This window comes from Roseiconus lacunae, from assembly GCF_008312935.1.
Lineage (GTDB): Bacteria > Planctomycetota > Planctomycetia > Pirellulales > Pirellulaceae > Stieleria > Stieleria lacunae.
Map to the genome: position 1 here is coordinate 221,236 of NZ_VSZO01000009.1, position 25,006 is coordinate 246,241.

The 25,006-nt window shown below is 55.6% G+C and carries 18 protein-coding genes; 10 read left to right on the forward strand and 8 right to left on the reverse strand.

Features of this window, described 5'->3' with window-relative positions:
• Nucleotides 1-29: 29 nt before the first annotated feature.
• The 4 genes from FYC48_RS13550 to FYC48_RS28625 form a co-directional block, all read right to left on the reverse strand.
• Nucleotides 30-1,634: a fucose isomerase gene (locus FYC48_RS13550; protein ID WP_149497245.1), complete on the reverse strand. Its 1,605-nt coding sequence runs from the start codon at nucleotides 1,632-1,634 to the stop codon at nucleotides 30-32.
• A gap of 84 nt (nucleotides 1,635-1,718) precedes the next feature.
• The gene (locus FYC48_RS13555) at nucleotides 1,719-3,356 is read right to left on the reverse strand and encodes a ribulokinase (RefSeq protein WP_149497246.1); all 1,638 of its coding nucleotides are present in this window, start codon (nucleotides 3,354-3,356) and stop codon (nucleotides 1,719-1,721) included.
• 411 nt (nucleotides 3,357-3,767) lie between these two features.
• Complete coding sequence (locus FYC48_RS13560; protein ID WP_160149509.1) at nucleotides 3,768-4,700, reverse strand: diacylglycerol/lipid kinase family protein; 933 nt, start codon at nucleotides 4,698-4,700, stop codon at nucleotides 3,768-3,770.
• Nucleotides 4,701-4,806: 106 nt separating this feature from the next.
• A complete protein-coding gene (locus tag FYC48_RS28625; protein WP_261345067.1) occupies nucleotides 4,807-4,941 on the reverse strand; it encodes a hypothetical protein in 135 nt (44 codons plus the stop codon).
• 217 nt (nucleotides 4,942-5,158) lie between these two features.
• Between FYC48_RS28625 and FYC48_RS13565 the strand changes: the two genes are divergently transcribed.
• The 3 genes from FYC48_RS13565 to FYC48_RS13575 all read left to right on the forward strand — a co-directional run bounded on the left by FYC48_RS13565 (nucleotide 5,159) and on the right by FYC48_RS13575 (nucleotide 9,552).
• Complete coding sequence (locus FYC48_RS13565; protein WP_149497248.1) at nucleotides 5,159-6,571, forward strand: BamA/OMP85 family outer membrane protein; 1,413 nt, start codon at nucleotides 5,159-5,161, stop codon at nucleotides 6,569-6,571.
• A gap of 77 nt (nucleotides 6,572-6,648) precedes the next feature.
• Nucleotides 6,649-8,235 (forward strand): BamA/OMP85 family outer membrane protein, encoded by a 1,587-nt coding sequence (locus FYC48_RS13570; protein WP_235034246.1) that lies wholly within the window; start codon nucleotides 6,649-6,651, stop codon nucleotides 8,233-8,235.
• A gap of 45 nt (nucleotides 8,236-8,280) precedes the next feature.
• Entirely contained in the window at nucleotides 8,281-9,552 is a 1,272-nt protein-coding gene (locus tag FYC48_RS13575) for an SMI1/KNR4 family protein (RefSeq protein WP_149497250.1), read from the forward strand.
• Nucleotides 9,553-9,738: 186 nt separating this feature from the next.
• Here the strand turns inward: FYC48_RS13575 and rimI are convergent, their stop codons facing one another.
• Both rimI and FYC48_RS13585 read right to left on the reverse strand, forming a co-directional pair.
• Entirely contained in the window at nucleotides 9,739-10,215 is a 477-nt protein-coding gene (gene rimI, locus FYC48_RS13580) for a ribosomal protein S18-alanine N-acetyltransferase (protein WP_149497373.1), read from the reverse strand.
• Nucleotides 10,216-10,629: 414 nt separating this feature from the next.
• Complete coding sequence (locus FYC48_RS13585) at nucleotides 10,630-11,901, reverse strand: nickel-dependent lactate racemase family protein (RefSeq protein WP_149497251.1); 1,272 nt, start codon at nucleotides 11,899-11,901, stop codon at nucleotides 10,630-10,632.
• Between the two features lie 245 nt (nucleotides 11,902-12,146).
• On the opposite strand from FYC48_RS13585, the gene FYC48_RS13590 reads away from it, so the two are divergent.
• Complete coding sequence (locus FYC48_RS13590; protein WP_235034247.1) at nucleotides 12,147-13,367, forward strand: DUF481 domain-containing protein; 1,221 nt, start codon at nucleotides 12,147-12,149, stop codon at nucleotides 13,365-13,367.
• Between the two features lie 133 nt (nucleotides 13,368-13,500).
• Here FYC48_RS13590 and FYC48_RS13595 read toward each other — a convergent pair whose 3' ends face one another.
• On the reverse strand, nucleotides 13,501-14,847 hold the full coding sequence (locus FYC48_RS13595; RefSeq protein ID WP_149497252.1) for a Gfo/Idh/MocA family oxidoreductase: 1,347 nt from the start codon (nucleotides 14,845-14,847) through the stop codon (nucleotides 13,501-13,503).
• A 275-nt stretch (nucleotides 14,848-15,122) separates the two neighbouring features.
• Here FYC48_RS13595 and rsfS point away from each other — a divergent pair, with 275 nt between their 5' ends.
• The 5 genes from rsfS to FYC48_RS13615 all read left to right on the forward strand — a co-directional run bounded on the left by rsfS (nucleotide 15,123) and on the right by FYC48_RS13615 (nucleotide 20,859).
• Nucleotides 15,123-15,566 carry a ribosome silencing factor gene (rsfS, locus tag FYC48_RS13600; protein ID WP_230774613.1) on the forward strand — a complete coding sequence of 148 codons (444 nt, stop codon included), beginning with the start codon at nucleotides 15,123-15,125 and terminating at the stop codon, nucleotides 15,564-15,566.
• Between the two features lie 12 nt (nucleotides 15,567-15,578).
• Nucleotides 15,579-15,743 carry a hypothetical protein gene (locus tag FYC48_RS27790; protein ID WP_160149510.1) on the forward strand — a complete coding sequence of 55 codons (165 nt, stop codon included), beginning with the start codon at nucleotides 15,579-15,581 and terminating at the stop codon, nucleotides 15,741-15,743.
• A 376-nt stretch (nucleotides 15,744-16,119) separates the two neighbouring features.
• Nucleotides 16,120-18,117: an arginine--tRNA ligase gene (gene argS, locus FYC48_RS13605; RefSeq protein WP_149497253.1), complete on the forward strand. Its 1,998-nt coding sequence runs from the start codon at nucleotides 16,120-16,122 to the stop codon at nucleotides 18,115-18,117.
• A gap of 502 nt (nucleotides 18,118-18,619) precedes the next feature.
• Nucleotides 18,620-18,979 (forward strand): hypothetical protein, encoded by a 360-nt coding sequence (locus FYC48_RS13610; RefSeq protein WP_149497254.1) that lies wholly within the window; start codon nucleotides 18,620-18,622, stop codon nucleotides 18,977-18,979.
• Between the two features lie 377 nt (nucleotides 18,980-19,356).
• Nucleotides 19,357-20,859 carry a serine/threonine-protein kinase gene (locus tag FYC48_RS13615; RefSeq protein WP_149497255.1) on the forward strand — a complete coding sequence of 501 codons (1,503 nt, stop codon included), beginning with the start codon at nucleotides 19,357-19,359 and terminating at the stop codon, nucleotides 20,857-20,859.
• A gap of 137 nt (nucleotides 20,860-20,996) precedes the next feature.
• Here FYC48_RS13615 and FYC48_RS13620 read toward each other — a convergent pair whose 3' ends face one another.
• Nucleotides 20,997-21,359, reverse strand: a complete 363-nt coding sequence (locus FYC48_RS13620; protein WP_149497256.1) for a 2Fe-2S iron-sulfur cluster-binding protein — start codon at nucleotides 21,357-21,359, stop codon at nucleotides 20,997-20,999.
• 248 nt (nucleotides 21,360-21,607) lie between these two features.
• Between FYC48_RS13620 and FYC48_RS13625 the strand changes: the two genes are divergently transcribed.
• Nucleotides 21,608-24,982: a DEAD/DEAH box helicase gene (locus tag FYC48_RS13625; protein ID WP_149497257.1), complete on the forward strand. Its 3,375-nt coding sequence runs from the start codon at nucleotides 21,608-21,610 to the stop codon at nucleotides 24,980-24,982.
• Nucleotides 24,983-25,006: the final 24 nt, after the last annotated feature.

The following is a 25,006-nucleotide window of genomic DNA, read 5'->3' on the forward strand; positions in this document are numbered from 1 at the left end:
TTGTGCACATCGCACCGTTAGGTCCAATGTCAGCCGACGTCGCCACAAAGGCTGACCACCATTCCCAACTCGAACGCGGCCGTTGCTTTGGCATGCAACGCATCGAGTGCTTCAGCTTCACCGGTCGCGTAAGCCACCTGAATGTGGTTGGCCTTGTGCCGAGCCATCATCTGATCACGCGTCACGCCACGCAAGACCGCGTGCATGATCGGCCATTGACTGGTCGTGGCGTTCCAACGGCGATCGGTTTCTTCACGAGGCAACTCGATCGCATCGGCCAGCCCGAGATCCATTTTCAGTTTGTCGTCTTCGACAAAAATCCGTGACCAAATGACAATTCCCGGGCGACTGATCCCACGCACCGTGCTTCCTCCGGCGGGAAAATACATCGGCGGCTGACGAAAACCTTCGGCACCTTTCCAACCGTCGATGAAATGGGCCGGTGGCGCTGCACCGCTGATCTCCAGTACCCAAACTTCCTGGTCGGTCGTTCCAGATTGGTCCGCATCAGACCAACGCAGGTCATGCAATGTGTTTTCGGTCGGTTGCTCCAGCAACGCATGGACACGTTGTGTGATCAAGCCATCAATACCGGCGCATTCGTCGACTTCATTAAAATGCGTGAGAGGCACACCTGGGTAAAGCTCACGATCACCGCCGCGACTGGCCACCGGCGGTCGTTCGGCATTGTTCAACATTCCCTCGACCAAATCACTGGCCGGCAACAAATCCTTCAGCCCCTGCTGATACTGAATCCCGATCGCGTCGCAACCAAAATCGTCGGCAATACGGACGGCGGCAATGTACATGCGGCACTGATCGAGGATCTGTGCGTCGGTCAAATCAGTTTCGTGCACCTCGCCGGTATGAAAAGTCATTCCCGCTTGGTCCAACCAATCACGTACACGCTGAGCGTCATCATCGGAAACTTGCTTGGATTCGTAGTACAACGCCGATTGGCTGAGACGTTCCTTGAAAACGCCGGTCGGGTTCAGAAGGTGATCGGGGATAATCGCGTTAAACATCCCCATGCAACCTTCGTCAAAAACCCCCATGATTGCTTTGTCATTTTGCAGCGTCGTGGCGACTTGCTGGCCCAGCGTTCGAGCGTTGTCGCTGGCGATCGACGGATCGAAGGGACGCACATGCGAGGTGTCGTGTTCGACCTTTCCGGTGCTCAACCAAAGACTAAGCTTCTCGTTGAACCAATCATCTTCAAATGACTCGCTCCAAAGCGAACTGTAATTGATCCCCGCCTTGGTCAACGAGCCGTTCAAGTTCAATAGACCGACCAACCCTGGCCAAGTCCCCGACCAATTCGCAACCGTCAGAATTGGGCCACGATGCGTGGTCAGTCCGGCGAGCACGTGATGCGAGTATTGCCAAACCGCTTCGGCGACGATCAAAGGTGCGTCCGGATCGATCTGCCGAAAGACTTCGATGCCTTGGCGTTGAGACGAAAGAAATCCGTGGCCACTGGTATCATCATAAGCATGCCCTCGTTTGACGGCCCAGCCTAAGCGTTCGATCGCCGCGGTCAGCGTGGCTTCCATCTCGGCTTGAGCCGGCCAGCAGACTTGGTTCGCTGATTCACGAAGGTCGCCGGAGGCAACCAAAGTAACGGTGTTTGACATGGTTTGGGTTTAAAGAGAGGGGAAGTGGGAAAGTCAACCGTGGCTAACGCCAGGTGGCTGATCCTGAGCCGGATCGAATCCCGATCACAATGGCCCATCGGCGGTCTTCAAGGCAACAGTTTGATCAGCCAGTTCACGGTATTGTCGATAGACATGATCATAGGTCTCTCGATCGTCTAGGTTTGGTTTAACGATCAATCGATCGGTTTCGGCGACCGAAGCCATCGCGCGGGCTGCTTCGCCAATCGTTTCAAATCCACTTGCGTCCGATCCGGCGGCAAACATTCCCAGCACCGCAGCTCCAACGGCTGGCCCCTGTTCGGACGGATGGACCTCGATTTCACTCGCAAGCACGTCGGCATAGATTTGCACGACGGCCGGGTTGTGATGCGGAAGCCCCCCCGTAGCGACGAATCGTTCGACCGGGATGCCACCTTCACGAAGGACATCGACGATCCAACGAACGCCGAACGCAGATGCCTCCAACAGCGAACGATAAAGATGTGCCGGCGTCGTCTCTAGCGATAGCCCCGTGAACGCTCCCTTGACCGAACCATCCATCAACGGAGTCCGGCAGCCATTCATCCAGTCAAGACACAACACACCATCCGATCCGGCGGGGATCTTCATCGCTTGTTCGGCGAGTGGTCCGAAAGAATCCAGGTTGAGTAGTTTAAGTAACCAAGCAAACGCATCGCCCACGGCAGCTTGCCCGGTTTCGTATCCGTACAGTCCGGGAAGGATGCCGCCTTCGACGACACCGGCGATACCTGGAACGGATTGAAACTGCTTTGCGTTCAGCATGTGACAACTGCTCGTTCCCATCACCATCACGAGCGTACCGGCTTCCGCTTCGCCGACTCCAGGGACGCCGCTATGGGCATCGATGGTCGCGGCCGAAACGGCAATGCCACTTGGCAAACCCAATCGTTGCGCCATCGATTCGCAAAGGTTGCCGGCACGTTCTCCGGGTGACAACATTCGACCGGGCATTTTGTTTACGGCCGCGTCGCCAAGTTTTTGATCCACCGCCCGCAGGTAGTCCTCGCTGGCGTAACCTTCATTGGCCGACCAAAGCGCCTTGTATCCTGCTTGGCAAGTCGAACGCGGTAGCGATTTGGCATCACCGCCGACGAGTTGCCATACAAACCAATCGCCCGCTTCCAGCCAAACCTCCGCGGCATCGGCAACCTCCGGGGCAAGCTCGATCGTTTCGAGCATTTTTGGAAAGAACCACTCCAAACCGATGATCCCGCCATAGCGTTTCAAGAACGCTTCATCGCGCTGCCGAGCGACTTGATTCATTCGTTCGGTTTGATCGATCGCCCCATGGTGCTTCCATAGCTTCGGCCATGCCAGCGGAGTGCTTGCGAACCGATCGAGGTTGCACAACGGTGTACCGTCGACCAACGTGGGCAACATCGTGCAGCTCGTGAAATCGACTCCGACGCCCACGATCCGGTCGGCCGTGATCCCACTTTGCTTGAGCGCCGCACGAGTCGCGTCGGCAGCCGAATCGATCCAATCACCCGGAGCTTGCAATGCGTACCGTGCCGGCAACGGTTGATCATTTCCGGGCAAGTGATCGACGATCTGCCCATGACGATAACGTTCCGAAGCTACGCCGAGTTCCTGTCCCCGCCCGTCAATCAAAACGGCGCGAACCGATTCGGTTCCAAAATCAAGTCCAAGGGCAACGGGGATCTCATCAGATATGGGCATAGGAGGGCTTGAAAGGGAGTTCCAAACAATGGTGGATGATATGAATCGATCGCCAAGGAACGATCACGTCCGTCGGGTTTCGTTAGGTCTTCGTTAATAGCCGAACGATTGGCGGTCGTCGTGGTGCAATCATGCCGCAAAGCCAGCCGGGGGAGCGATCCGACCAAACCATTAGTTTGAATTCGACTCACTAGCCGACCGGTTTGATCCCCAGCGATTGCATGGAAACCGTGGCTAAAATGATTCGGCCAATGGCTCGCTCGCAAATGGAGAACCGAAACTCCTGACGAGTTCCGGTTCTCCAGAAATAAACGAAGCACTCACTTGTTCGGCTGCCCGTTTGGGGTCAGTTGAACTCGGGCTGCAAAGTGAAGCACAATCGCGATGACCACGGCGCAGATTCTAACAGCCTTATCGATCAATGTGTGGTCGGTGGGAGCGATTCGGAGGGACCTGCAACGTCACACGTAGCGGCAGGTTTTCAATCACCAGCGGTAGCCTGCCAACGTAGTCGCCGTCGAGTTCAAAGGCCACACGTTCGTCAGCCTCGACACGCAATCGTTGCGCATGAAATCGCCGCACATCGGCGTGCGTTTCAAGTCGCCCGCGGATCGCACCGGCGACGTATTGCATTCCCTTGAAGAATCCTTGCCCGGGCAACGCAACCACGTCAAACATTCCGTCGTTCTCGACCGCTTGCGGCGCGATTTGAAGTCCGGCTGCGTATCGCGGCAGATTAAAAACCATCGCCCACGCCGCCGTCGTTTCTTCGATAACGGAACCGTCGTCGGCCAGTTGTGAAACTCGTAAGCTCGGGAATCGATAACGCTGCAACGTTTGCCAGATCGGTGCGAGATAACTGGATCGCCGAATGTGCCCTTTTCGACGCAGATGTAGGCGACGAACGACTTCGGCATCAAAACCTGCCGTGGCCATGATCAAAAACAACCGTCCGTTGGCCGAACCTGCGTCGATGCGGCGCAGATTTCCGTCGGTCAGCGTTTGCATCACGGCTTCGGCTTGTGCGGACTGACCGATCATCCTCGCCAGCAGATTTTCCGTCCCCATCGGCATCGGGATCAACCGTGTCTCGGGACGTGTTTTCGAAGCGGCTAAACTGAGCGTTCCGTCGCCACCGGCAGCGATCACGCAAGGCGGTTGCTGTTCGCCCCCAGATAACTCGCTTACGATCGCTTCAAGTTCGACAGGACTGTGAACGAACTGATGATCGAAACCGCGATGTTTGAGCAACTCTCGCAAACGAGGGATTTGCTCGCGATTCGCCCCACTCCCCGCTTTGGGGCTGGTGAAGACGATGATTGGGCCGATAGTTGTCGGATCCATGACCGGATGATTCACAAGAGGAGAAATCGATTGGGCTGCCATCGGCGAATTCGGGTATAGCATAAGCCGAATAGCACTCCGTCTAGATCAAATGCTTGCGTTCAGCTCACCAGCCGACGGGCATTCGCCCCTGCCATTGCTCCGAAGCCGTCGCGAAATCCAATCGGCGTTCCAAGTTCAGTTGTTGACGAAGCACTGGCACGAAGAGAGCTTCGGCAGCCCCATGAAACATCCGTTTCACGAGTCTCTTTAAGAAATTCTTTTCATTTTGCTGCAGTGCTGCTGTTTCAGTGCCCAAATCTGCCTTGTGGTGGCGCGTCCTGGATTGATACCACCGCTTTTGGTGCAGAACCGACCAAAGCGTTGGTTGCACCACTCCAACAACTCGTTGGTAAAACGGAAGGCTTCTCATGGATGAGGGGTCGAACAGAAATGTCGAAACAGACTGTTTTCGCCTTATGGAACTACCCCAGAATCTCGGCGCCGTCGCCAAGTACTTCCTGCTGGTCATCGCCATCGCGTGTGTCGATGTTGGGTCCGCAGCCGCGCAATTCGGCGGCGGGGGCATGGGGGGTCCCGCGGGTGGTTCCGGAGCCGGAGCCCCCGGCCCGGCCGAACGCCCCAAGTTTCGCGACCACATCCACAGTCTGGATGCGTTGCCTATCGGCCGCGAACAAGGCGACCAAGTGGTCGCGAGTGTTTCGGTTCAAGGCAATCGTTCGATCAGCGAAAACACCATTCTGCAAAAGCTACAGACAAAAAAAGGCCGCTTCTACAGCCGTGAAGCGTTACTGGCCGACGTTCATCGCCTGAACGAGATGAAGACGTTCGATCACGTGACGTTCCGCACCAAAGATCTCGCCGACGGTGTTCATGTGACCTTCGTCGTCAACGAACGCCCTTTGGTCACCGAAGTCGCTTATCACGGCAACCATGGCATGAACGATCGAGAGCTCGCAGGACGCGCCGGCATCGAAGTCGGTGACCCGCTTAGTGAATTTTCGATCGAATCGGCTCGTCGTCGCCTGATGGATTTTTACCGCGAAAAAGGGTTCAACCAAGTCGCGATCACGACGTCGATTGGATACGGAGAAGTACCCGGCCGAGTCGTTTTCAGAATCAACGAAGGACCGCTGGAGCGAATCAAGTCCATCGAGGTGATTGGAAACACGATCCTCAGTGACGCGAGACTGAAGAAAATTATCAAGAGCCGTGGATCGATGCTCGGTGTATGGAAGTGGGGCTTCAATAAAGCAGATACATCGCAAATTGACCGCGATGTCGACATCCTGGCTGCCCACTATCATAACTTAGGTTACTTGACGGCAACCGTTGGCCGGCAGATCCGCTACGACGACGACGGCAAGTACATTCACGTAACCTTTGTGATCAACGAAGGCGAGCGATTTCAAATCAAGAATATCCAGGTCGTCGGAAATCAATTCATCACCGAGGATTCGCTGAGGCAACGGCTCGAACTCAAACCCGGCGATATGTTCGACGGCACCTTACTTAAGCGTGACGTCGGAGAACTCGTCTACGGCTACGGAGAACTCGGGTTCATCTATGCCGACGTTCAACCTCAAACGATCATGCGTGAAGAAGAAAACATGGTCGATTTGGTCTACAAGATCGAAGAGGGCGACCGTTGGAAGATCGGCGAAATCCGCGTCAATATCGAAGGTGAACCTCACCTGATGCGTGAAACGGTGATGCTGAACCTGCTCGACCTTCGGGAAGGCGACTTCATCGATCGCCGCATGCTTGAAATTGCCCGTCGCCGGATGACTCGCGGCCAATTGCTGGAAACCAACCCGCAAATCGCGAACCCGCCGGACATCATCGTCGAGCCGAAGGAGGACGTTTACTAATGGTACCTCCCGCTAACGCTCCCAAAACGTCTCCTCGGTTTTCGTCCCTCAAGTCTTTTTTTCCCAAGCGGCCAACGATGCTTCGAATTGATCGTCATGCCAAACCTGATGTCGCCGACGTCAGCTTCGACAATCGGTCGACGGCCGATGCTTGGTGGTCGCCACGCGGCGCGCGGCGGCGGCTGAAGTCGATCGGGCTCGCTGCCACGATCGCGGTCGGCTTGGCGAATGCTTCCTATGCCCAGACCGGCGGGAACTTGCAATTTGATCCCTATTCCGGCGGTGTTCCACAAGCGACCGGGACATCTCAATATCAAACGCAACCCAGCTACAGCGCTCCGCCAGCCTACGGAAACTCCCAAACCTACACCCCGCCGGCGTATTCATCCCCAACGCAGAACGTACCGACGGCCCCGTCCTACCCTCCTCAGGCCAACCAGTCCGCACCGTCAACCGCCTTCTTGCCGCAGACATTCGGTCCCCGGCAACGAGCACTGCTTCCCGGGGATTCCGTCCCCGGCGATGGGACCGCGTATCCGCCGATCGGAACCGCGCCGGTTTACACCCCAAACGTTCGTGTCGCCGATTTGGTGATCAATGGCTTTCCAGCTCGAACCGGTCGAATCATGCTCGGCGGTGCCGTCAACAGTGACGCGGGCGTGACAGGACAAATCACCGTTGACGAACGCAACTTTGACATCACGCGTTGGCCACGATCATTCCAAGATCTGTTCAGCGGAACTGCGTTTCGCGGAGCCGGCCAAACGTTCCGTCTTGAGGCTGCACCCGGTAGTGACTTCGATCGATACAGCGTTCAGTTTGCTGACCCAAACTTATTTGGCTACATGCCGATCAGTTTTTCAGCAAGCGGATTTTTGTACGACCGGCGTTTTGATGACTGGGACGAAGAACGGTTGGGAGGCAGGCTTTCGCTCGGCTATCGGATCACGCCTGACTTGTCACTGGCCGTTGGCGTCGGTGGACAGAACGTCGAAATCGGTCGCTTGCGATTGCCAGGCGTTTCGCCCGAACTTGACAGCTTGGTCGGAGACAACGAACTGTATACCGGCAGCATTACGCTGACGCACAATACTCGTGACAATCCCATCCAACCCAGCGAAGGGCACTACTTTGAGTTCAAATTCGAAGAGGCCTTCGGAGACTTCGACTACGCACGATTCGAGCTAGAATATCGGACTTACTGGCTGCTCGCTCAGCGTGCCGACGGCAGCGGCAAACAAACGATCTCGTACAGCACCCAGTTCGGCTACAGCGGCGACGAAACGCCAATCTTTGAAAACTTCTTCGCCGGTGGTTACGCCACCCTGCGTGGATTCGATTTCCGCGGTGCCGGCCCAGTCGTCGGTGGGGCGAATGGTGTCCGGGTCGGGGGGCAGTTCCAATGGCTAAACTCTGTGGAGTATATGTTCCCCATAACAGCAGATGACGCGTTCCGAGGCGTCGTTTTCTGTGATTTTGGGACGGTTGAGGAGAGTGTGAAGCTGGATTCTGATACATTTCGAGTCGCCCCTGGTGTCGGATTTCGCGTTGCGATCCCCGCCTTGGGCCCCGCACCTCTCGCGTTTGACTTCGCATTCCCAGTCAACAAGGGCGAATTCGACGACGAGCGGATGTTCAGCTTTTACATGAGCCTCATCAAATAGTCTGAACGCAATCACCCTGCACTCATCATCCTGCGTCTGAAGTACATGTCCTCCGTTCCGTGGTCCGAACAGATCCAGCAGCGGTACCGTTGTGTGCTTGCGGGGGACATCTGCGAATGGTTCGATCAAGAGATTTGGAAGCATGCCGACGACGGCTGCGGCCAACGCTTCCTGCACGCGGTACCGCCACAGGAATTGCTTGACGACACGCCACAAGCGATCTGGCCGGCGCTAATGCCCTGCGACTTTCTCCCAATCATCTCGAACGGCTTAGGCGACTACCTCTGCCTTCGATTTGGGAGCGACAATCGCTCTCGGGAATTCGTGCATTGGTATCACGGCGGCGGCGACTGGATCCCCTGGGGAGACTCGTTAACAGAAGCCTTGTTCTTTGATTCGGTTCGGCAAAACCTTCCCGGCGGACAACGCGACCACGCGCTTGCCGCGGCGTTTGAACCCGCCGTTCTCTCAGACAATGTGCACCCGGTGGACCGCTGGGTAAGACAGCGCATTTCCGATCGTGAAGGGGCCGAGATCGAATCGGACGACGGTAGGACGCTCGCCGATATGATGCTGAGTGGTGGACTTTCGGAGATCGCGGTTCGCTGCCAGCTTTGCATCGATGCGATCGAAAATCCGCTGCTCCATGAACTGGACGACGCAAATTGGAGGATGATCGATCCTCAAATCCGTCAACGCTACCTGTTCGATTGCGATCTGCTTCCCGACGACGTTGTCGGTTCGATCTCTGTCAAAGCGACGGAACTTGCGGCCGTCCAGGACTGGCCTGCGGTCGCTAGCCATTGTGAATCGATTGCCGAGCGACGCAGTGACTTGGCATGGGTCTGGGATCTTTGGGGATACAGCCTTGAACGATCTGGGAATGCCGAACACGCGATCGAGTGCTACCGAAAAAGCTTGCTTTGCTCAATCTTCACCGATCAAACCGTTCGGATCCGGACGCACGCCTTTGTTAACGAAGGCCAAAAGTTCTCCGCATCGCGACTATTGCAGCTGGGATACAAAGGCGAAGGCGACCTGGAAGCAAACTACCTCACGTGCCTTGCCGAATCATCACCCGATGTTAGACGCAAACGCGTTCGCGAGCTATTCGAACGGCTGGCGAGCACAGCGGAGCCTCCAGTGGCTTACGATGCCTGGATGAAAGCCGGATGGGACCTCGGCGCCGAACCAATGTCGGCATACGGCAAAGTGCTCGATCGGGTAGCCGAATCCGCCGCGGCGGCAGGATACCAAGCGCTAGCCGAGATGGCAAAGACGCACCGAGCTTGCTTCGAAGGTCGCTACGGCCTCTAAGGAGTTATCCATCAGCCGCAACGCGATCGCGTGCGGTTACCTGGATCACCACTTGCAGACACCCAACTGCGAGCTAGCGCTCAGCGGCTGGTTTAACGCATCAGCCGCAACGCGATCGCGTGCGGTTATTTGAATGGCCACTCGCAGACACTCAACCGCGAGCTGGCGTTCAGCAGCTGATTTTGCTTAACCGGCCATTCGCGAAATGCGATTACCTGGCTGAGCAATCTCGGACGCGTTGGGCTGATAGCGATACTGCATCAGATAGGCGTCTTCGACGGTGTCGTCATAAAAATCACGGAGCACACTGATGGCGCGAAAACCGAGCGACTTGAAAAACAGCTGGGCATCGAGGTTGGTTTCGCGAACTTCCAACATGATGCGGTTGCGACGCTCATGCGAAAGCTTGCCAAACAACTTGCTGCACATGGAGTTTCCGACACCGTCACGTCGGTGATCGGGGTGAACCGCGAAATTCAGAATGTGCAGTCGATTCTTATGCAGTTCATAGATCATGAACCCGACGATCTCGTCATCCTTTTCTGCCACCATGCCTATGCAATTTCGTTGGCGGAGGCAACGGATAAAGTCATCTTCGTTCCATGCGAATTCGAAGCATGCTTTTTCAATACCGAGAACTGAAGGCATATCGCGGCGAATCATCCAGCGAATATGTACGCAGACCGGGGTCTCTTTGGCTTGTTTCACTTCTGGTCTCCTTTCCAGCGAGACGATTAACCCGGCCAGCGCGTCCAATGAACGCCGGGGAAATCGAATTTAATCCGTCAACCAAACCAGCAAATCGTCCCGTTCATCGTGCCGTTTGCCGTTTCGTCGAAAAATAGCAGACGGGCTTAGGCGAACCAATACGGATTAGGGGGAGTTTCGCGGTTGACCGAGATCAGTCGTCTTCGTTGGAAATTCAGTCGCAGACTGCGGTCATTTCCGCGACACCGGCGGAGCACTTGTACCGGGTCACATGGAGAGATCACATTCCGCTCAATTGGGGCAACTGGTATTCAAGCGTCCTGTCGATGCCCCGCCAAGTTTCAATCGTAGCAAAAGCAGCAAAATTTCTTACGAAGTCAGCGTAGCTTGCCAAAGCCCTAAAGCCGGGTTCTGAATGTAATAGAATTCGCTGCCATCGACATCTTTGTGCCAACCGTCGGTTAGACCTGCGGTGTTGTAGCGAGCCATTAACGCGTTGATGTCACCGGGGGTGTAGCCGACCGACCGAATCTCTTCTGCGGACAGTTTTCCAGCCGCATAAACGACCTCAAAACGATTTTCCGGCGATCCATGAACGAGGTGGGCGGCAGCCGATGGGTTGGCCGCTAAATCCTCGTGTTGCTTGACCAATTCGACGATTTCGCTTTTGGTGCGATAGCCGTAGCGCCGGATCAGGCGATCGATTTCGCCATCTTCGCCAAATTCTTCGACGGCCGGCCCAAGGATTGTCAATCGGCCACCGTCGGCGATCGCCAATCGCGTCCGGTAAATCGCCTTGTTGCCCAACCATGTGCTTTTAAACTCGCTGGGATCGAGATAGGCGACGACGTGTTGCGGTGGTTTTTCCAGGTGCGTGATGTTGACTTCATGGGCCAACTCGGCGGCCTTGAAAAACGTTTCGTGATCATCGCCGATATACAGGCCACGCGTATGTAACGCACCATCCGGCATTTGCTGAATCACGGTCAGGGCGTAAAGCAGTGGCAAATCGCCACAGAACTGATCTTGGGCATAGTTAAGAATCTGGCGTAGCGGAGTATTGGCGCGGCCCAACGTCTGCTCGATTCCATAAACGGCGCTTAGATAGTGACTTTCGTTGATTCCTTCGGCGCCGCCGGTGCCGACGAAAATGTTCTTGTTGTAGTTTGCCATCCCGATGACTTCGTGCGGGACGACTTGACCGATCGAAAACAGCAGGTCGTGACCGCCGTCGCGAAGCAACTTGTTGACCTGCGCTTTCCAAGGTCGATTGTAAAGCCCGTCCGTGACTTTCGAGACGTATTCTGCGGGGACCGTTCCGAGTGTGACCACGTCGTCACGCCAACGGTGAGGGCGAAACAGGTCCAGTGGAACGCCGGGAAACATGTGTTCGAGTTGCTGTGGCTTCATCGGGCTATGTGTGCCTAGCGCCGGCATGATATCCGCCACCGCATCACCGAGCATCTCGTAGCACAACGAGGTGATTTCGCCGGCGCGGCTGAATAGACGTGTATGGTCAGGCGGCAGTAGCAATGCCTTCTTAGGCTTGCCTAGCTTTTGAAATGTTTCCGCAAGCGCCTGTCGGAGATCGTCACTGGAAAGAGACGTGGTTGAACTTCCGGTTTCAAAGTAGATGGTCATGGCAAGGCGATCGGGAGCGGCGTGAACAAGCAACGTGGCGTAACAACCAAGAGAATAGGACAGCGACGATGCCCAATCCAGTGGTCGGGCTGACGGGCCGACAACGCCAATTGCCCCCAGGTCGATCAGTCTTAGTTCGATCACCCCGGGCCAGAACTCGATTGACTCGGTCTCGCTGAGTTTGTTACCGGAGGGTCAAAATCTTGTTGGAGAACACTTGTTGACGCCCGGTGAACGTGACCGAGATGAAATTGTCTATTCGTATGATTGCTGCTTTGGGTGCGTTTGGGATTGGCTTGGTAACCGCCATTCCAACGCACGCTCAGTCAGGTGAAACGCCGCTTTGGCAACTGGGAATTTCAACCTTCGGTAAAAAAACCGACCCGTCGGCTGGACCGCCCACACCGATCGCTCCGCCACAAATTCCAGGCGTTTCGCAAGCAAACGCCGACGCCTCGACCGATCCGACCGCCGGCGTAACGCAAGCCGCCGGACCGGCGACGGCTCCGTCAATGGAAATCGCGACGACCAGCGGCACCTGGACGCATCCAGAAGGCGCCACGCCGAATTACGAATCACACGCTTACGAATCGTTACCACTGCCGAACACGGCAATGGACCTGCCGATCGCCCCGCCACAAAATGTGCCTCCGGGAGCACTGCCTCCGGGAGCACTGCCACTTGTCGATGGTCCAGGCGTTGACTCGGCATCACTACCGATCGGCAGCGCGATCGCGAACGGCGAATCTGCCGAAACAGTGCCGCTAGCCGAAGACACGACGGCGTGGTACCAGATCCCATGGGGATGGATTAGCACCGGCTGGGACAACCATGCCGAGTTCGGACTCGATGGCAGCAGCGGAAACGCGAGGACGCTGGCGTTGCAAACCGGATTGGAGATGAAACGGAAGACGGATCGCTACACACTCGCATTGGACTTTGACTACCGCAAAGCGACCAATCGCGGCGTGACGACCGAAGACAACGGGCGCTACAACCTGGACTACGACCGAATGTTCGATGATTCGCGCTGGTCGGCGTTTGGAAAATTCGGCGCCGAATGGGACCAGTTCAAAGCGTTCGATCTTCGCCTGAACCTTAACGGTGGTATGGGCTATTACTTTGTGCGGACCGACGACGCGACCTTCGTTACACGATTGGGTGCTGGTGCGTCCCAGGAGATCGGTGCGGCGGATGATGATTGGAAGCCTGAAGCGGTTTTCGGCACCGAAGCGGAGTACCAACTCAATCGCTACAACAAACTTAAGGGCAAACTCGAGTACTTCCCAGCCTGGGAGGACTTTTCCGACTACCGATTGGTCGCCGATGCCGCCTGGGAGATCTTGCTCGACGACGCTGAGAACTTGTCGCTCAAGCTGGCGGTTACCGATCGCTATGACAGCACTCCGCAAGGTGCGAAACCGAACGACGTTTATTACTCGATGCTGCTATTGATCAAGTTCTAGACGCGGTCTCAGAAAACGCTGTCCCAAGGGCGTTCTCCGCAAGTAGTCAAACAGAAACCGTCGCCAACGCGATTCGGTTAATCCGGAACCTTGCGCGTCGCATGACGCGCAAGGTTGCCGTGCCATGACATCGTTAGGTCAGCTTGGTTTGCCCCGGCACGGCAAAGCTTGGCTCGGGCAAATCATTGTCAAAGCTTAGCGACTCGGGGAACAAATCCAATTCGGATTCCTCGGTGGCAAACTTCCAATCGACCTTCTGGCCGGTGTAAGCTGCCATACGACCGAGGACGGCTGTCATTGAACTGTCGGCGGTTTGCTTCAATTCGACAATCGGTTCGCCGGCACGGATCGAGTCAACCAGATCTTTGTGCTCTTGTTTGTAGGCAGCCTGGATATTGCCTTTCATCGACCACACTTCGTTGCCGTCCTTGTCGTAGATCATCGCACCGCCGTTGCTACCAAGGATCGTCGCGGTCCCGTTGGAACCATAGATCCGGTTGCCAACTTCGGACTGCGTTCCGCGAATTTGGCGACACTTAAAGGACACCTGTCGGTCACCTGGGTAGGTGAAATCGACCGACATGTTGTCCCACATCTCGCTATCGTCGGGGCGGGTGAATCGACCGCCGCCGGCGTATGCCTGTTCAGGCGGACCGCCCATGACCCAGTTCATCACGTCAACGTTGTGAACGGCTTGCTCGGCGATTTGGTCCCCTGACAACCAGATGAAGTGCATCCAGTTGTAGACTTGGTATTGCGTGTCGGTCATGCCTTCCTTTCTGGCGCGGTACCAAATCCCCGTGCTGCAGTAACGGGCGGTCATGTTGATGATGTCACCGATCGCCCCTTCGTGAATTTTTTGAATCGCTTCCATGTAATTGACTTGGCGACGATACTGCGTCCCGGTCACGATCGCGGTCCCGGACTGCTTGGCCAATTCGTGTGCGACCAAGCAGGTTCTGTAGCCGGCGGGATCGACGCAAGATGGCTTTTCGGCGAAGACGTGCTTGCCCGCTTGTACCGCTTCTAAAACATATTTGGGGCGGAAACCCGGAGGGGTCGTCATCAGCACCAAATCAATTTCGGGGTCGTCAAGGATTCGCTTGTATGCGTCAAGCCCGACGAAATTCTTGCCGGCGTCGACGGCGATTTTGTCCCCGTACGTTTTCTTCAGTCGTGGCAGAATGCCCTCGTGTTTGGCCGGGTCAACATCAGCCGTCGCGACCAGTTGAACGTTGTCGTTGATCGTTAAGTTGTCATTGAGGGCGCCGCTTCCGCGGCCGCCCAAACCAACGATCCCGATTCGTACGAGTTCGCTGTTCGCTGCAGCAGCTTCTGCGGAGTGAACGGCGGGGACGTGCAGGGCACTCGCGCCGATTCCGGAAGCAACCGCCGAACCTTTCACCAGAAAGTCACGTCGATTGGACTTGTCCGAAGTGTTTGGCGCGTCGGTGTCAGAAGCTTCAATACGTTCTTGCATCACGAAAAATTTCCTAAGCGGTGAAACGGCGGGGAATTGATTTGCCAGTACAAAACGGCAATTTCAAAACGGGTAACGGAGGGGAGGAACGCGCATTCTAGTCACAGATGCTGCGGCTGTGTATGAAGTCAATCGCTGGTGACCGGCGACGATCCCCCCGCGGCCGAATCATTTTCTCAGGACGCCACCGATCCGCCACATTCCGCCCCGACCTACCAAGCCAGACCCCATTTGCCCCTTCGTGACATGGGCGATAAACCTGATAAACTTTGGAAATGACAGAACAACAACCTTCCCCAACACCCGATCCGATGGCGTCGCCATCGCGTTCGATCCGCCCTCGTGGTACTGAAGAAAGCCGCAAGTTGGCCGCAACGGCGGCGACAGTAGCGATCGACAACAAGGCCCAAGACGTCACCGTCCTGGATGTCTGCGGACAGTCTGCCGAATTTGACCTGTTCGTGATCGCGACCGGGCAAAGCCGTCGACAGCTACACGCAATCAGCGAGCAAATTGACGACGCTCTTGAAAAAGGGCTGGGCGAAAAACGCTACGGAATCGAAGGCTACGACGAGAGCCATTGGATCGTATTGGATTACGGCAGTGTCGTGATTCACCTCTTCGACGAGGAAACTCGCGAATTTTATGACCTCGAGTCGCTGTGGGCCGATGGAACCCCAATCCCGTTGGCTGACCTTGGGGTCACAACGCAGCCATAGTGATTGGAAACCTTGCCGTCTAGTCGCGTTGCCCTGCAAGAAGATGAAGCCGCGATCTGGCAGGTTGCCGACTCATCCTGTTTCTTCGATCACTTGATGAAGCTGACGAGCGGTGCGTCGTCAGCCTTTGAAATTAGGATTAGCCGCATGGCGTTAGCCACGGATTCGGTGCGATAACCGAGGCGAACGCCCGTCGGCTGATGGGCCGAACCCGAACAATTGGTCTAGACAGAGCACTCGCCGATGCCGACTTGTCATCATAGCCCAGGGGATAAGTCTTCAGCGGTCCGCTTGCGTTCAACGTCGCCTTTGCAGATACGGTATTCGCCGGAGCAGCCTTGGCGGCACCGCAGGTCGTCCAATCAATCGCCACCACTGGGCTGAGAAAGTTTTCTTTAACTCACTTTCAGCCGAATTCCTTTCGCTTCAACGTCAATCACTCCGTCATCACATGCATTTTCCCATGTTCCACTGGCGGCTGATTCTTCATTTCGGACGCGACCGACGCTTCGGTCGCGCATGGTTTCTTGACGCCATGGTTTCTTAAAGAACGATGCACATTCCTCATTTGCTTTCTGAGCGTTTCGCAGACGCTATTACACGCAGCCCCTTCGCCGACCAAGTCAGCGACATCCCAAGATTCGCAGGAATGATCCGAATCGCGGGCAACCCGAAGTTCGGCGATTACCAAGCGAACTTTGCGATGCCGATCAGTAAGATGGTCGGCGACACCAACCCGCGCGAGGTTGCTCAACAAGTTGTCGACCTCGTCAAGCTAGATGACGTTTGCGATCCCCCGGAAGTCGCCGGGCCAGGCTTCATTAATCTTAAGCTTAAAGATCAGTTCATTACTGAAAAACTGGTCGCGATGCTGGACGATGATCGATGCTTAGTCCCCAAAACCGATCAGCCCAAAAAGATCCTGATCGATTACTCGTCGCCCAATGTTGCCAAACCAATGCACGTGGGACACATCCGTACCACGGTCATCGGACATTGCTTGGCGCAAACACTGTCATTCCTCGGCCATGATGTGGTGACCGACAACCACCTCGGTGATTGGGGAACACAGTTTGGCATGATCATCTATGGCTACAAGCATTTCGGTGATGCCGAAACTGTGGCTGCCGACCCGGTACCTGAATTGGCAAAGCTGTACCGATTGGTTCATCAATTGATGTCCTACCACAAAGCAGTCAACTCAATCCCAAAGCTACAAACGCAGATCGAGGATCTAGGCGTCCAGCAAGCCGATGCTCGACAAGAGGCGGAGAACGCCGAAGGCAAAGAAGCGAAAAAGAAACGAAAATTGGCGGACTCGATCGCCAAGAAAATCGCTGCCTGCCGTGAGAACCTCAAAAAAGCGGAAACTACGATCGGTGAAATCAACGCCGACAGCGAGATGAAACAACTCGCCGCCGAGCACGCCGAAATTGCGACGGCAGTGCTCGAAGAAACCTCCAAGCTTCATGCCGGTGACGCGGAGAACAAACGGCTCTGGGAACAGTTTTTGCCATATTGCAAAGACGAAATCAATCGTGTCTATCGCCGACTCAATGTCACCTTTGACCATACCTTGGGTGAATCCTTTTATCACGACATGCTGCGTGATACCGTCGACGGATTAGTAGAACGCGGTTTAGCCAAGGAAAGCGACGGCGCGATCTGTGTTTTTCTTGATCAGTTCGAAGCACCGATGATCATCCAAAAACGCGACGGTGCATTTCTGTATGCGACGACCGATCTCGCCACGCTCAAATACCGCGAAGCGGAATTCTCCCCCGACGAAATCCTATATGTCGTCGATGCCCGCCAGGGAGAACACTTTGACAAGCTATTCGCCGTCGCCGAACTAACGAAACTCACATCCGCAAAACTGGTACACGTCAGTTTTGGCACCGTTCTCGGTGAAGATGGCAAACCAATTAAAACGCGCAGCGGAACCCTCATCGGACTGGAAAGCTTACTCGATGATGCCGTCGACGCGGCATTCCAAGTCGTTTGCGATCCCGACCGGTTGGTCAGCTTGGATCCCCCAATGGACGACGAAGAAAAACGCCGGGTCTCGGAAACGATTGGAATCGGCGCGATCAAGTATGCTGACTTATCGCATCACCGAACCAGCGATTATCAATTCAAGCTTTCGAAAATGGTTGCGCTCTCCGGGAATACAGCAACCTACGCTCAATACAATTACGCGCGAACACCCAGTATCCTGCAGCGTAACGGTGTCACTGAATCGGAGGTTCACAAGCGTGTTGCCGAATCGGGTTTTGAGTTCACACATCCCGCAGAACGTGACCTCGCCCTCACAATGCTACGCTTCGAAGAGGCGTTAATGAGCGTCTATGATGACTACGCGCCCAACCATTTGGTTGACTACGTCTATGGCGTTGCAGAATCGTTTGCCAAGTTCAATGTTCAGTGCCATGTACTGCGTGCTGAGACACCCGAGATTCAAACCACACGACTGGGCCTTGTAATGCTGACCGGTCGAATCCTGGAAAAAGGTTTAGGCCTACTCGGAATCAATGTCGTCGAACGTATGTAAATGACATTAGTTCGACCGGATCGACTGCGGAATAAGACTGAACCTCACCAAGGGAATTCATAGTCAAGTCGGCTCGATCTCATGCACGACTTTGCAACATCACTCAACGCGCCGTTGAGTGTCAGTCTCATCAAAGGCGATCACTGCATGACTATGTGGCGAAAACATGTCTTAGCATCATGTTTTTCGGGGGGGGGCTTGACGTTGCTGATTGACACTTTAGCGACATGCTCTATTTTTACGGCGGCGTTTAGATGCTAGTCGATTATAGAAGCGGGCATTGAGAGATCCTCATGATCTGCTCGCTTCAAGGATTTCGACAGATCGATACTGAACATTAGATGAAGGGGCAACCACACGGTGGGTCACCGCGTGGTTCTTTAGGCTCGGTTCGATTGTTGGTAATCGACGAGAGCATCTCGTATTTAGAAAGATTCCTTCCAATGTGTTTCTGATGCCTGAAATGGATGAGGGTCATCAACGAAACAGCAGGCAAGTAAAGATGGCCAAAAAAAGCAGCGGACCAAACAAGTCACTCGAGATCCGAAACTACCTTGGCAAGAACCCTAATGCCAAGCCCCGCGAGATCGTCGACGCAATGAAGGCAAAAGGTATCGAGGTTTCGGCCCAATTTGTCAGTACCGTCAAATCGACCAGCAAGAAAACCGGATCGGCTCCACGCAAGCCAGGTCGCCCGGCCGGGACGACGAAAGCGGCTACCGCGACGCGTCGACCAGCCGCATCCTCCACCGGAGACAAGATCTCCGTCGACTCATTGATTCGCCTGAAAGCGGTCGTTGAAGAACTCGGAATCGAGGAAACCCGAGTCGCACTTAGCACGCTGGAAAAGCTGAGCAAGTAGTTGCTCCACCAGTAGCGATCGCTCGTCTGCCGATGGGACCACCATCGGCCGGCAGGCACGGAATAATCGTGGCGGTGCGTCGTGCTCGACGCGATCGTTTCGCCCCGATCTCCCTCGCGGGGCCCCTCCCCCGACAGAATTTCGCCCCAGCGAAACCTGGTACTAGGTTTCCATCTGCAGGGGCTGACTCGCCCACAAAACCCGCGCCCAGATCCAAACGATTGCGGGTTTGCCTAGCCGTCGCCGAATAATTGGCAGGGTGTTGCTGGTTTTTTCTTTCGGAAGAGAAAGCAACAGGACGAGTTTTCGGAGGTTGGTGTAAACTAAGGCTTGAATTTACACCCCTCCCACGCGCCGCAAGATTCTGCTTCGGACCTATGCAAATTCAGTCTCCAGAGGACTTCGCCCGCCGAATTGTCGATCTAGGACTCGCCGAACGACGGCTCGTCGAAAGCGCGATGGGTGAACTTGGCGGATCCGAATTTACACTCGACGCTGTCGTCAATCAGATGCAGCGACGCGGTTTGGTGACCACGCTGCAAACAGAGAAGATTCTTCGTGGTGACCGCATCGGATACTTCTATGGCGAATACAAAGTCCTGTACCTGATCGGTGCCGGTACGTTCGCCCGTGTCTACCGAGCAAGTAAAGGCGACAAGGTTTTCGCAGTCAAAGTGTTGCGGAAACGGTTCCGCGATGAACCGAAGGAAATGGAGCAGTTTCTGCGTGAAGGCCAAATGGGGCTGAAACTGCGTCACCCAAACATCGTCAGCATTTACGAAGTCGTGCCCGATCCGCGCAATCCATTCCTGGTCATGGAATTTGTCGAAGGACAAACCCTGCGTGAATTGGTCCGAATCCGCGGAAAGCTTCCTGTCGATCTGTCGCTAAAATTGATTGGTGAAATCGCCGCAGGGTTAGCGCACGCGGCCGGGCAGGGAATTTCCCACCGCGATCTGAAGCTTTCGAACGTTTTGATTTCGTCGGACGGTAAGGCGAAGCTCGTTGACTTTGGATTGGCAGCCCTCAGCGATCGAAAAAACCCCGATCAGATTGCCGATTGCCCCAACGCCCGTGCTATCGACTATGCGGCGCTTGAGCGGGGGACGAACGTCCGCAAAGACGACCCGCGAAGCGATATCTTTTTTGCCGGAAACATGCTGTACCACATGCTAGCGGGCACCCCGGCGCTGTCTGAAACGCGTGACCGGCTAGCTCGATTGAATGTGACGCGGTTCCAGGAAGTCAAACCCATTAACGAACTCGTTCCCGGTCTACCCGGACTCGTCACGCAGCTGGTCGGGAAAATGATGGAGTTCAGCCCCAACGAGCGAATTCAATCTGCTGCCGCCCTGACAGCCGAAGTCAAACGTGTCAGTGAACAACTTGCCCGCGGGGTAACTTCGCCGAAAGACAAAGGCGACGAGAACTCGACGAATGGCTATGAAGACGATGAAGCCCCTACCAACGAGGGTGAAGGCTATGTCGTGATGCTAGTCGAATCGAAGGCCAACTTGCAAAATGCGATTCGCGAACGCTTAAAGGCCCGTGGCTATCGCGTCTTGATCATCCAAGACCCCAACCGCGCACTCGCGAGATTCGAACAGGACGACGAACCCGCCGCCGACTGCGTGATTTTCAGTGCCGCAGAAATGGGAACTTTGGCACTCGAGGCGTTCAACCGATTTGCGACCGATGAGCACACTTGTGAGATCCCGTCGATCCTATTGGTTGATCGAAGACAGGTCAAAATTCTCTCCGAAGCGAAGCGGGGCCCCCGGCGACAACTGTTAGCGTTGCCGTTGAAGGTCCGCGAACTCCGCGCCGGTTTGATGAAGGTATTGGCCGGAACAGAGCGCCGGCCAATGGGCACGTATTAAAGGCCCCCGCGATACACGCGAAAGCGTGGGGCCTTCTCGGTAATTCAACGGCTCTGGAGGCGCACGTTGGGGCGTTGTTCGATGATTCGATCGGTTCCGGCCGCTGACCGAATCGCAATGCCAGGGTAGGGGCTAGCTTACTTGGTGGTCCAAACCGGCGGTGGTTGAATCTCCTCCGCGACGGCGGAGCCTTGGTCCTTGCGTCCGCTACCTTCCAGGCGACTGATAAGCTCGACGGACATATCCTCGTCGCAGGTGATTTGACAACTCAGTCGAACGCCGGATTCGGTGACCTCACGGACTCGCAAGGTTTCTTTCTCCGCCTCGGTCATTTTCTCAGGCTCGCCGTCAACGAAGCGAACTCGACAGGTCGTGCACCTGGACACTCCGCCGCAAGCATGCAGTTGGTCGGTCCCCCCTTCTTCGACCAGGGCTTTCACCAGACGTTTTCCGTGCGGGACTTCGATGGCGTCTCGGTTGTCGATCACTAGTTTCGGCATGATGTATTCCTTCGGTTGGTGCCTTTGATTGGGGACAAAAATCGTTGTTTGAGAATGATGAAGTTTTAGGTGAACAGGATTCTAACGCCAGCAGGCATCGCATCCTGTCCCGGCATCGGTAGAATAGCGTGTTGGCCACCGGCGGTTGGCCACAGTCCGCCCGAAGCGATCGGTCGCCCCGCGACGCACGAGAACTTTCGAAGGCGTCGCCCATCTTGAGAGATTGACGAACAGGAATTGATTGAAGCATGGATTTGATGACGGAGAATTTGCCTGCGGCGTTCGGATTGCTGTTAGGCGAAGCGGTCTCCAGGCTCGTCGATGATCATCACGAGTCGTTGGACAAGCGAGCGGCGATGCTGAAGGTTGAGCAGCCAAAGTTCTCTCAAAGCGATGGCAAGTTGTCATTCGAGTTTCGGATGCGCCCCGATCGCAGTCCCCCGTATGTCGTTCAACTTGACATCGCGCCGGAATCCGATGACGACGAGGCTGATTCGCCACTTGATCTTTCACTGGCCGTTGACGCGACATGTGTTTGCCGTGACTTCAAGCGTTCTTCTGAAATGACCGGTGATGGTCGTTGCAGTTGCACTTTGGCGTGTGCTTGGTGGTTGCATGAGCAGATTGCCCGCCGCAACAGCGAAGAAGTCTTGCTGTTTCTCAGTGATCTGAAAGCCGACAACGTCGCCGCCGGACGTGAGGTCGTCGCACAGATTTTGAAACTCACCGAAGAAGCACGTGAGGAGGAATCGCAATCAGACACCCGAGTTCAGTGGCGACTGAAGATCTCCGGTAACCAGCTTTACGGTCCCGTAGCGATCAATCCTTACATCCAAAAACAGAAAAAGAACGGCAAGGGGTGGTCACGTGGCCGGCAAGCAACCCCGTTCGATTTGGTCCGGCCACAACCAGGGCTGATCTCGCTTGATTGCCAAGTAGCTGCGTTGGTGTCACAAGGTAACTACGACGTCAATCGTGAGTATTACAACCTGTTTCAGGCAGTCGATTTATTGGTCGGCCACCCCAACCTAGGCTGGGACGATGCCAATGGAACCCCGATTGAAATCATCCGTGGCGAATTAGGAATCTCTCTGCAACCGATCGAAATCGATGCGCTCGACGATGACGAACGTTCCGGCGAAATCGTGACCGCGACGGAGTCCGACCCCACCCGTCATAAGACACTTTACCGCGTCGGTTTTTCCGTTCCAGGAATCGATATCCAAATTGATCAATGCGAGTTGGTACTGGGGAACCTACACCCGGCGCAACCGGTCGTGTTGATTGCCGAAACCAACGGCAGCCGACTGATCCTGGCCCGACTGCGCGATCGCCGCGCGACACGACTGATCTCTTATTTATTGCGAAGCGAACTCAAAGAGATCTTGGTCGATGACGAAGCCGCGTCGAAATTGTCACTCAAAGCGGGCGTGCTTGGGCAACTGGTGCGCGTCGACCTGCCCGGGCAGTTGGCCGGACCGATCGAGGACGTCTCGGCGGAACTGGTGATCGAACTTCGTCCTCGCGGTGGCGCGGGCATGTTTATTCGGCTGGCAATGTTGGACGCCCGCCTTCACCAAACACTGACGCCCGGTGAGGATCCCGCGATCGTGCCGGCGTTCACCGATGACGGCCCGATCCGATTGAAGCGAGACCTCGCGGACGAGCGAAAACGAGCAGCCGAAATCATTCATCGGTTCAACCTTCAAGAACTCGCCCCGGAAGACGCTTATCACTGGGTCGCTCAAAGTGACGAGCAGGCCCTGGATTTGCTCTCGAAACTTTACGAAGCCGGCGACCTTGCTCCGCGGATGATCTGGCCCGAAGGAGAAACGATCCGCGTCCGTGGTGAGATATCCCCTTCGGCGTTACGAGTTCAGATCGATGATTCCAAGGATTGGTTCGGACTGTCCGGAACGGTCTCGGTCGCCGGACGCGACGTCAATTTGGCCGACCTGCTTCGGGCGGTGACGCAGCGTCGTGCCCTGGTTCGAGTCGGTGACCGCGAATTTGCGAAAATCAGCGAATCGTTTCGGCGACGACTCGAACAACTGGGCGATACTTTGGTCGATGACCGTGGAAAGCTACGTGTCGCGGATGCGGCCGTCCCCGTCGTCCAGGATCTTCTGGGGACCGACGTCCCGATCGAAGCTGCGGCCCGTTGGACTCAGACGATCGAAAACCTTGCATCGCTGAAAGATTTCAATCCTGACAAGCCCGAGTCATTGGACGTCGACTATCGCGACTATCAACACGAAGGCTATCGCTGGTTGGCCAGACTCAGCCGCTGGGGTGTCGGCGGGATTTTGGCCGACGACATGGGTCTCGGAAAAACCGTTCAGACACTGGGCATCTTGGTCGACCGATCACACGACGGTCCCGCGTTAGTGGTCGCCCCGACAAGCGTTGGCGACAACTGGGTGCGTGAGACCGAACGATTCGCACCGGAACTTAATCCGTTGCTTTATCGCGAGTCAAACCGCCAAGAATTGATTCAGTCGGCTGGCCCCGGCGATGTCGTCGTCGTCAGCTACCAATTGGTCCAACGCGATGCCAAGCGGTTTGCGTCACGCCAGTGGGCGACGCTGGTGCTTGACGAAGCCCAGTTTATCAAGAACGCTCAAACGAAAACCTCACGTGCGATCCGTGACCTCAATGCCCAATGGCGTATCGCGCTTTCGGGTACGCCGCTCGAAAACCATCTCGGTGAATTGTGGAGTTTGATGCGAACGATCAGCCCCGGCTTGCTGGGATCTTGGGATCGTTTTCGCAACCGTTTTGCCGACCCAATTGAACGCCACAAAGACCAGGAGCGACGGGAGTCGCTGGCATCGTTGGTCCGCCCGTTCATCCTTCGACGGACCAAAGAAAACGTCTTGAAGGAATTGCCACCACGAACAGAAATCACGCTCCGTGCACAACTTAGCGGTGAAGAACGGCAACGTTATGATGACGCGCGTGTCGCCGCGTTGGCAGAGCTTTCCGGTGCGGCGAACGAAAAACCAGGTGAGTATCGGATGCGCACACTGGCTTGGCTAACCAAGCTCCGGCAGCTTGCCTGTCATCCGCGATTGGTCGATCGTTTGTGGGACCAGGGATCGGCAAAGTTAGACTTGTTAGCGACCTTGATCGACGAACTACGCGATGGCGAACACCGTGCGTTGATCTTCAGTCAATTCGTCAAACACCTGTCTTTGGTTCGTGAGCTGTTGGACGAACGAGGAATCAAATACCAATACCTCGATGGCGCCACCCCCGCAAAAGAACGCGCCCGTCGAGTCGATGCGTTCCAAGCCGGCGAGGGAGAATTGTTTTTGATTTCTCTCAAAGCCGGAGGAACCGGGTTGAACCTTACTGCCGCCGATTACGTTATACATCTAGATCCTTGGTGGAACCCTGCGGTCGAAGATCAGGCGACCGACCGAGCGCACCGTATCGGGCAAGAGCGACCGGTCACCGTCTATCGATTGGTTGCGGCAGGAACGATCGAGGAACAGATCTTAGAAATGCACGCGGACAAACGCGAACTGGTTGCCGGCGTCCTGGACGGAACCGACCGGGCGGCGAAAATGGATACCGAAGATCTGATCCGCTTAATCAAGATCGGCGACGCGACATCCTAGTGCTCGGTCGAGACCAAATGTTCG

What these genes read in the sequence shown, in the direction of transcription:
- FYC48_RS13550 (WP_149497245.1), bottom strand. Translation starts at nt 1,634, where the DNA reads ATGTCAAACACCGTTACTTTGGTTGCCTCCGGCGACCTTCGTGAATCA.
- FYC48_RS13555 (WP_149497246.1), bottom strand. Translation starts at nt 3,356, where the DNA reads ATGCCCATATCTGATGAGATCCCCGTTGCCCTTGGACTTGATTTTGGA.
- FYC48_RS13560 (WP_160149509.1), bottom strand. Translation starts at nt 4,700, where the DNA reads ATGGATCCGACAACTATCGGCCCAATCATCGTCTTCACCAGCCCCAAA.
- FYC48_RS13565 (WP_149497248.1), top strand. Translation starts at nt 5,159, where the DNA reads ATGGAACTACCCCAGAATCTCGGCGCCGTCGCCAAGTACTTCCTGCTG.
- FYC48_RS13570 (WP_235034246.1), top strand. Translation starts at nt 6,649, where the DNA reads ATGCTTCGAATTGATCGTCATGCCAAACCTGATGTCGCCGACGTCAGC.
- FYC48_RS13575 (WP_149497250.1), top strand. Translation starts at nt 8,281, where the DNA reads ATGTCCTCCGTTCCGTGGTCCGAACAGATCCAGCAGCGGTACCGTTGT.
- rimI (WP_149497373.1), bottom strand. Translation starts at nt 10,215, where the DNA reads ATGATTCGCCGCGATATGCCTTCAGTTCTCGGTATTGAAAAAGCATGC.
- FYC48_RS13585 (WP_149497251.1), bottom strand. Translation starts at nt 11,901, where the DNA reads ATGACCATCTACTTTGAAACCGGAAGTTCAACCACGTCTCTTTCCAGT.
- FYC48_RS13590 (WP_235034247.1), top strand. Translation starts at nt 12,147, where the DNA reads ATGAAATTGTCTATTCGTATGATTGCTGCTTTGGGTGCGTTTGGGATT.
- FYC48_RS13595 (WP_149497252.1), bottom strand. Translation starts at nt 14,847, where the DNA reads ATGCAAGAACGTATTGAAGCTTCTGACACCGACGCGCCAAACACTTCG.
- rsfS (WP_230774613.1), top strand. Translation starts at nt 15,123, where the DNA reads ATGACAGAACAACAACCTTCCCCAACACCCGATCCGATGGCGTCGCCA.
- argS (WP_149497253.1), top strand. Translation starts at nt 16,120, where the DNA reads ATGCACATTCCTCATTTGCTTTCTGAGCGTTTCGCAGACGCTATTACA.
- FYC48_RS13610 (WP_149497254.1), top strand. Translation starts at nt 18,620, where the DNA reads ATGGCCAAAAAAAGCAGCGGACCAAACAAGTCACTCGAGATCCGAAAC.
- FYC48_RS13615 (WP_149497255.1), top strand. Translation starts at nt 19,357, where the DNA reads ATGCAAATTCAGTCTCCAGAGGACTTCGCCCGCCGAATTGTCGATCTA.
- FYC48_RS13620 (WP_149497256.1), bottom strand. Translation starts at nt 21,359, where the DNA reads ATGCCGAAACTAGTGATCGACAACCGAGACGCCATCGAAGTCCCGCAC.
- FYC48_RS13625 (WP_149497257.1), top strand. Translation starts at nt 21,608, where the DNA reads ATGGATTTGATGACGGAGAATTTGCCTGCGGCGTTCGGATTGCTGTTA.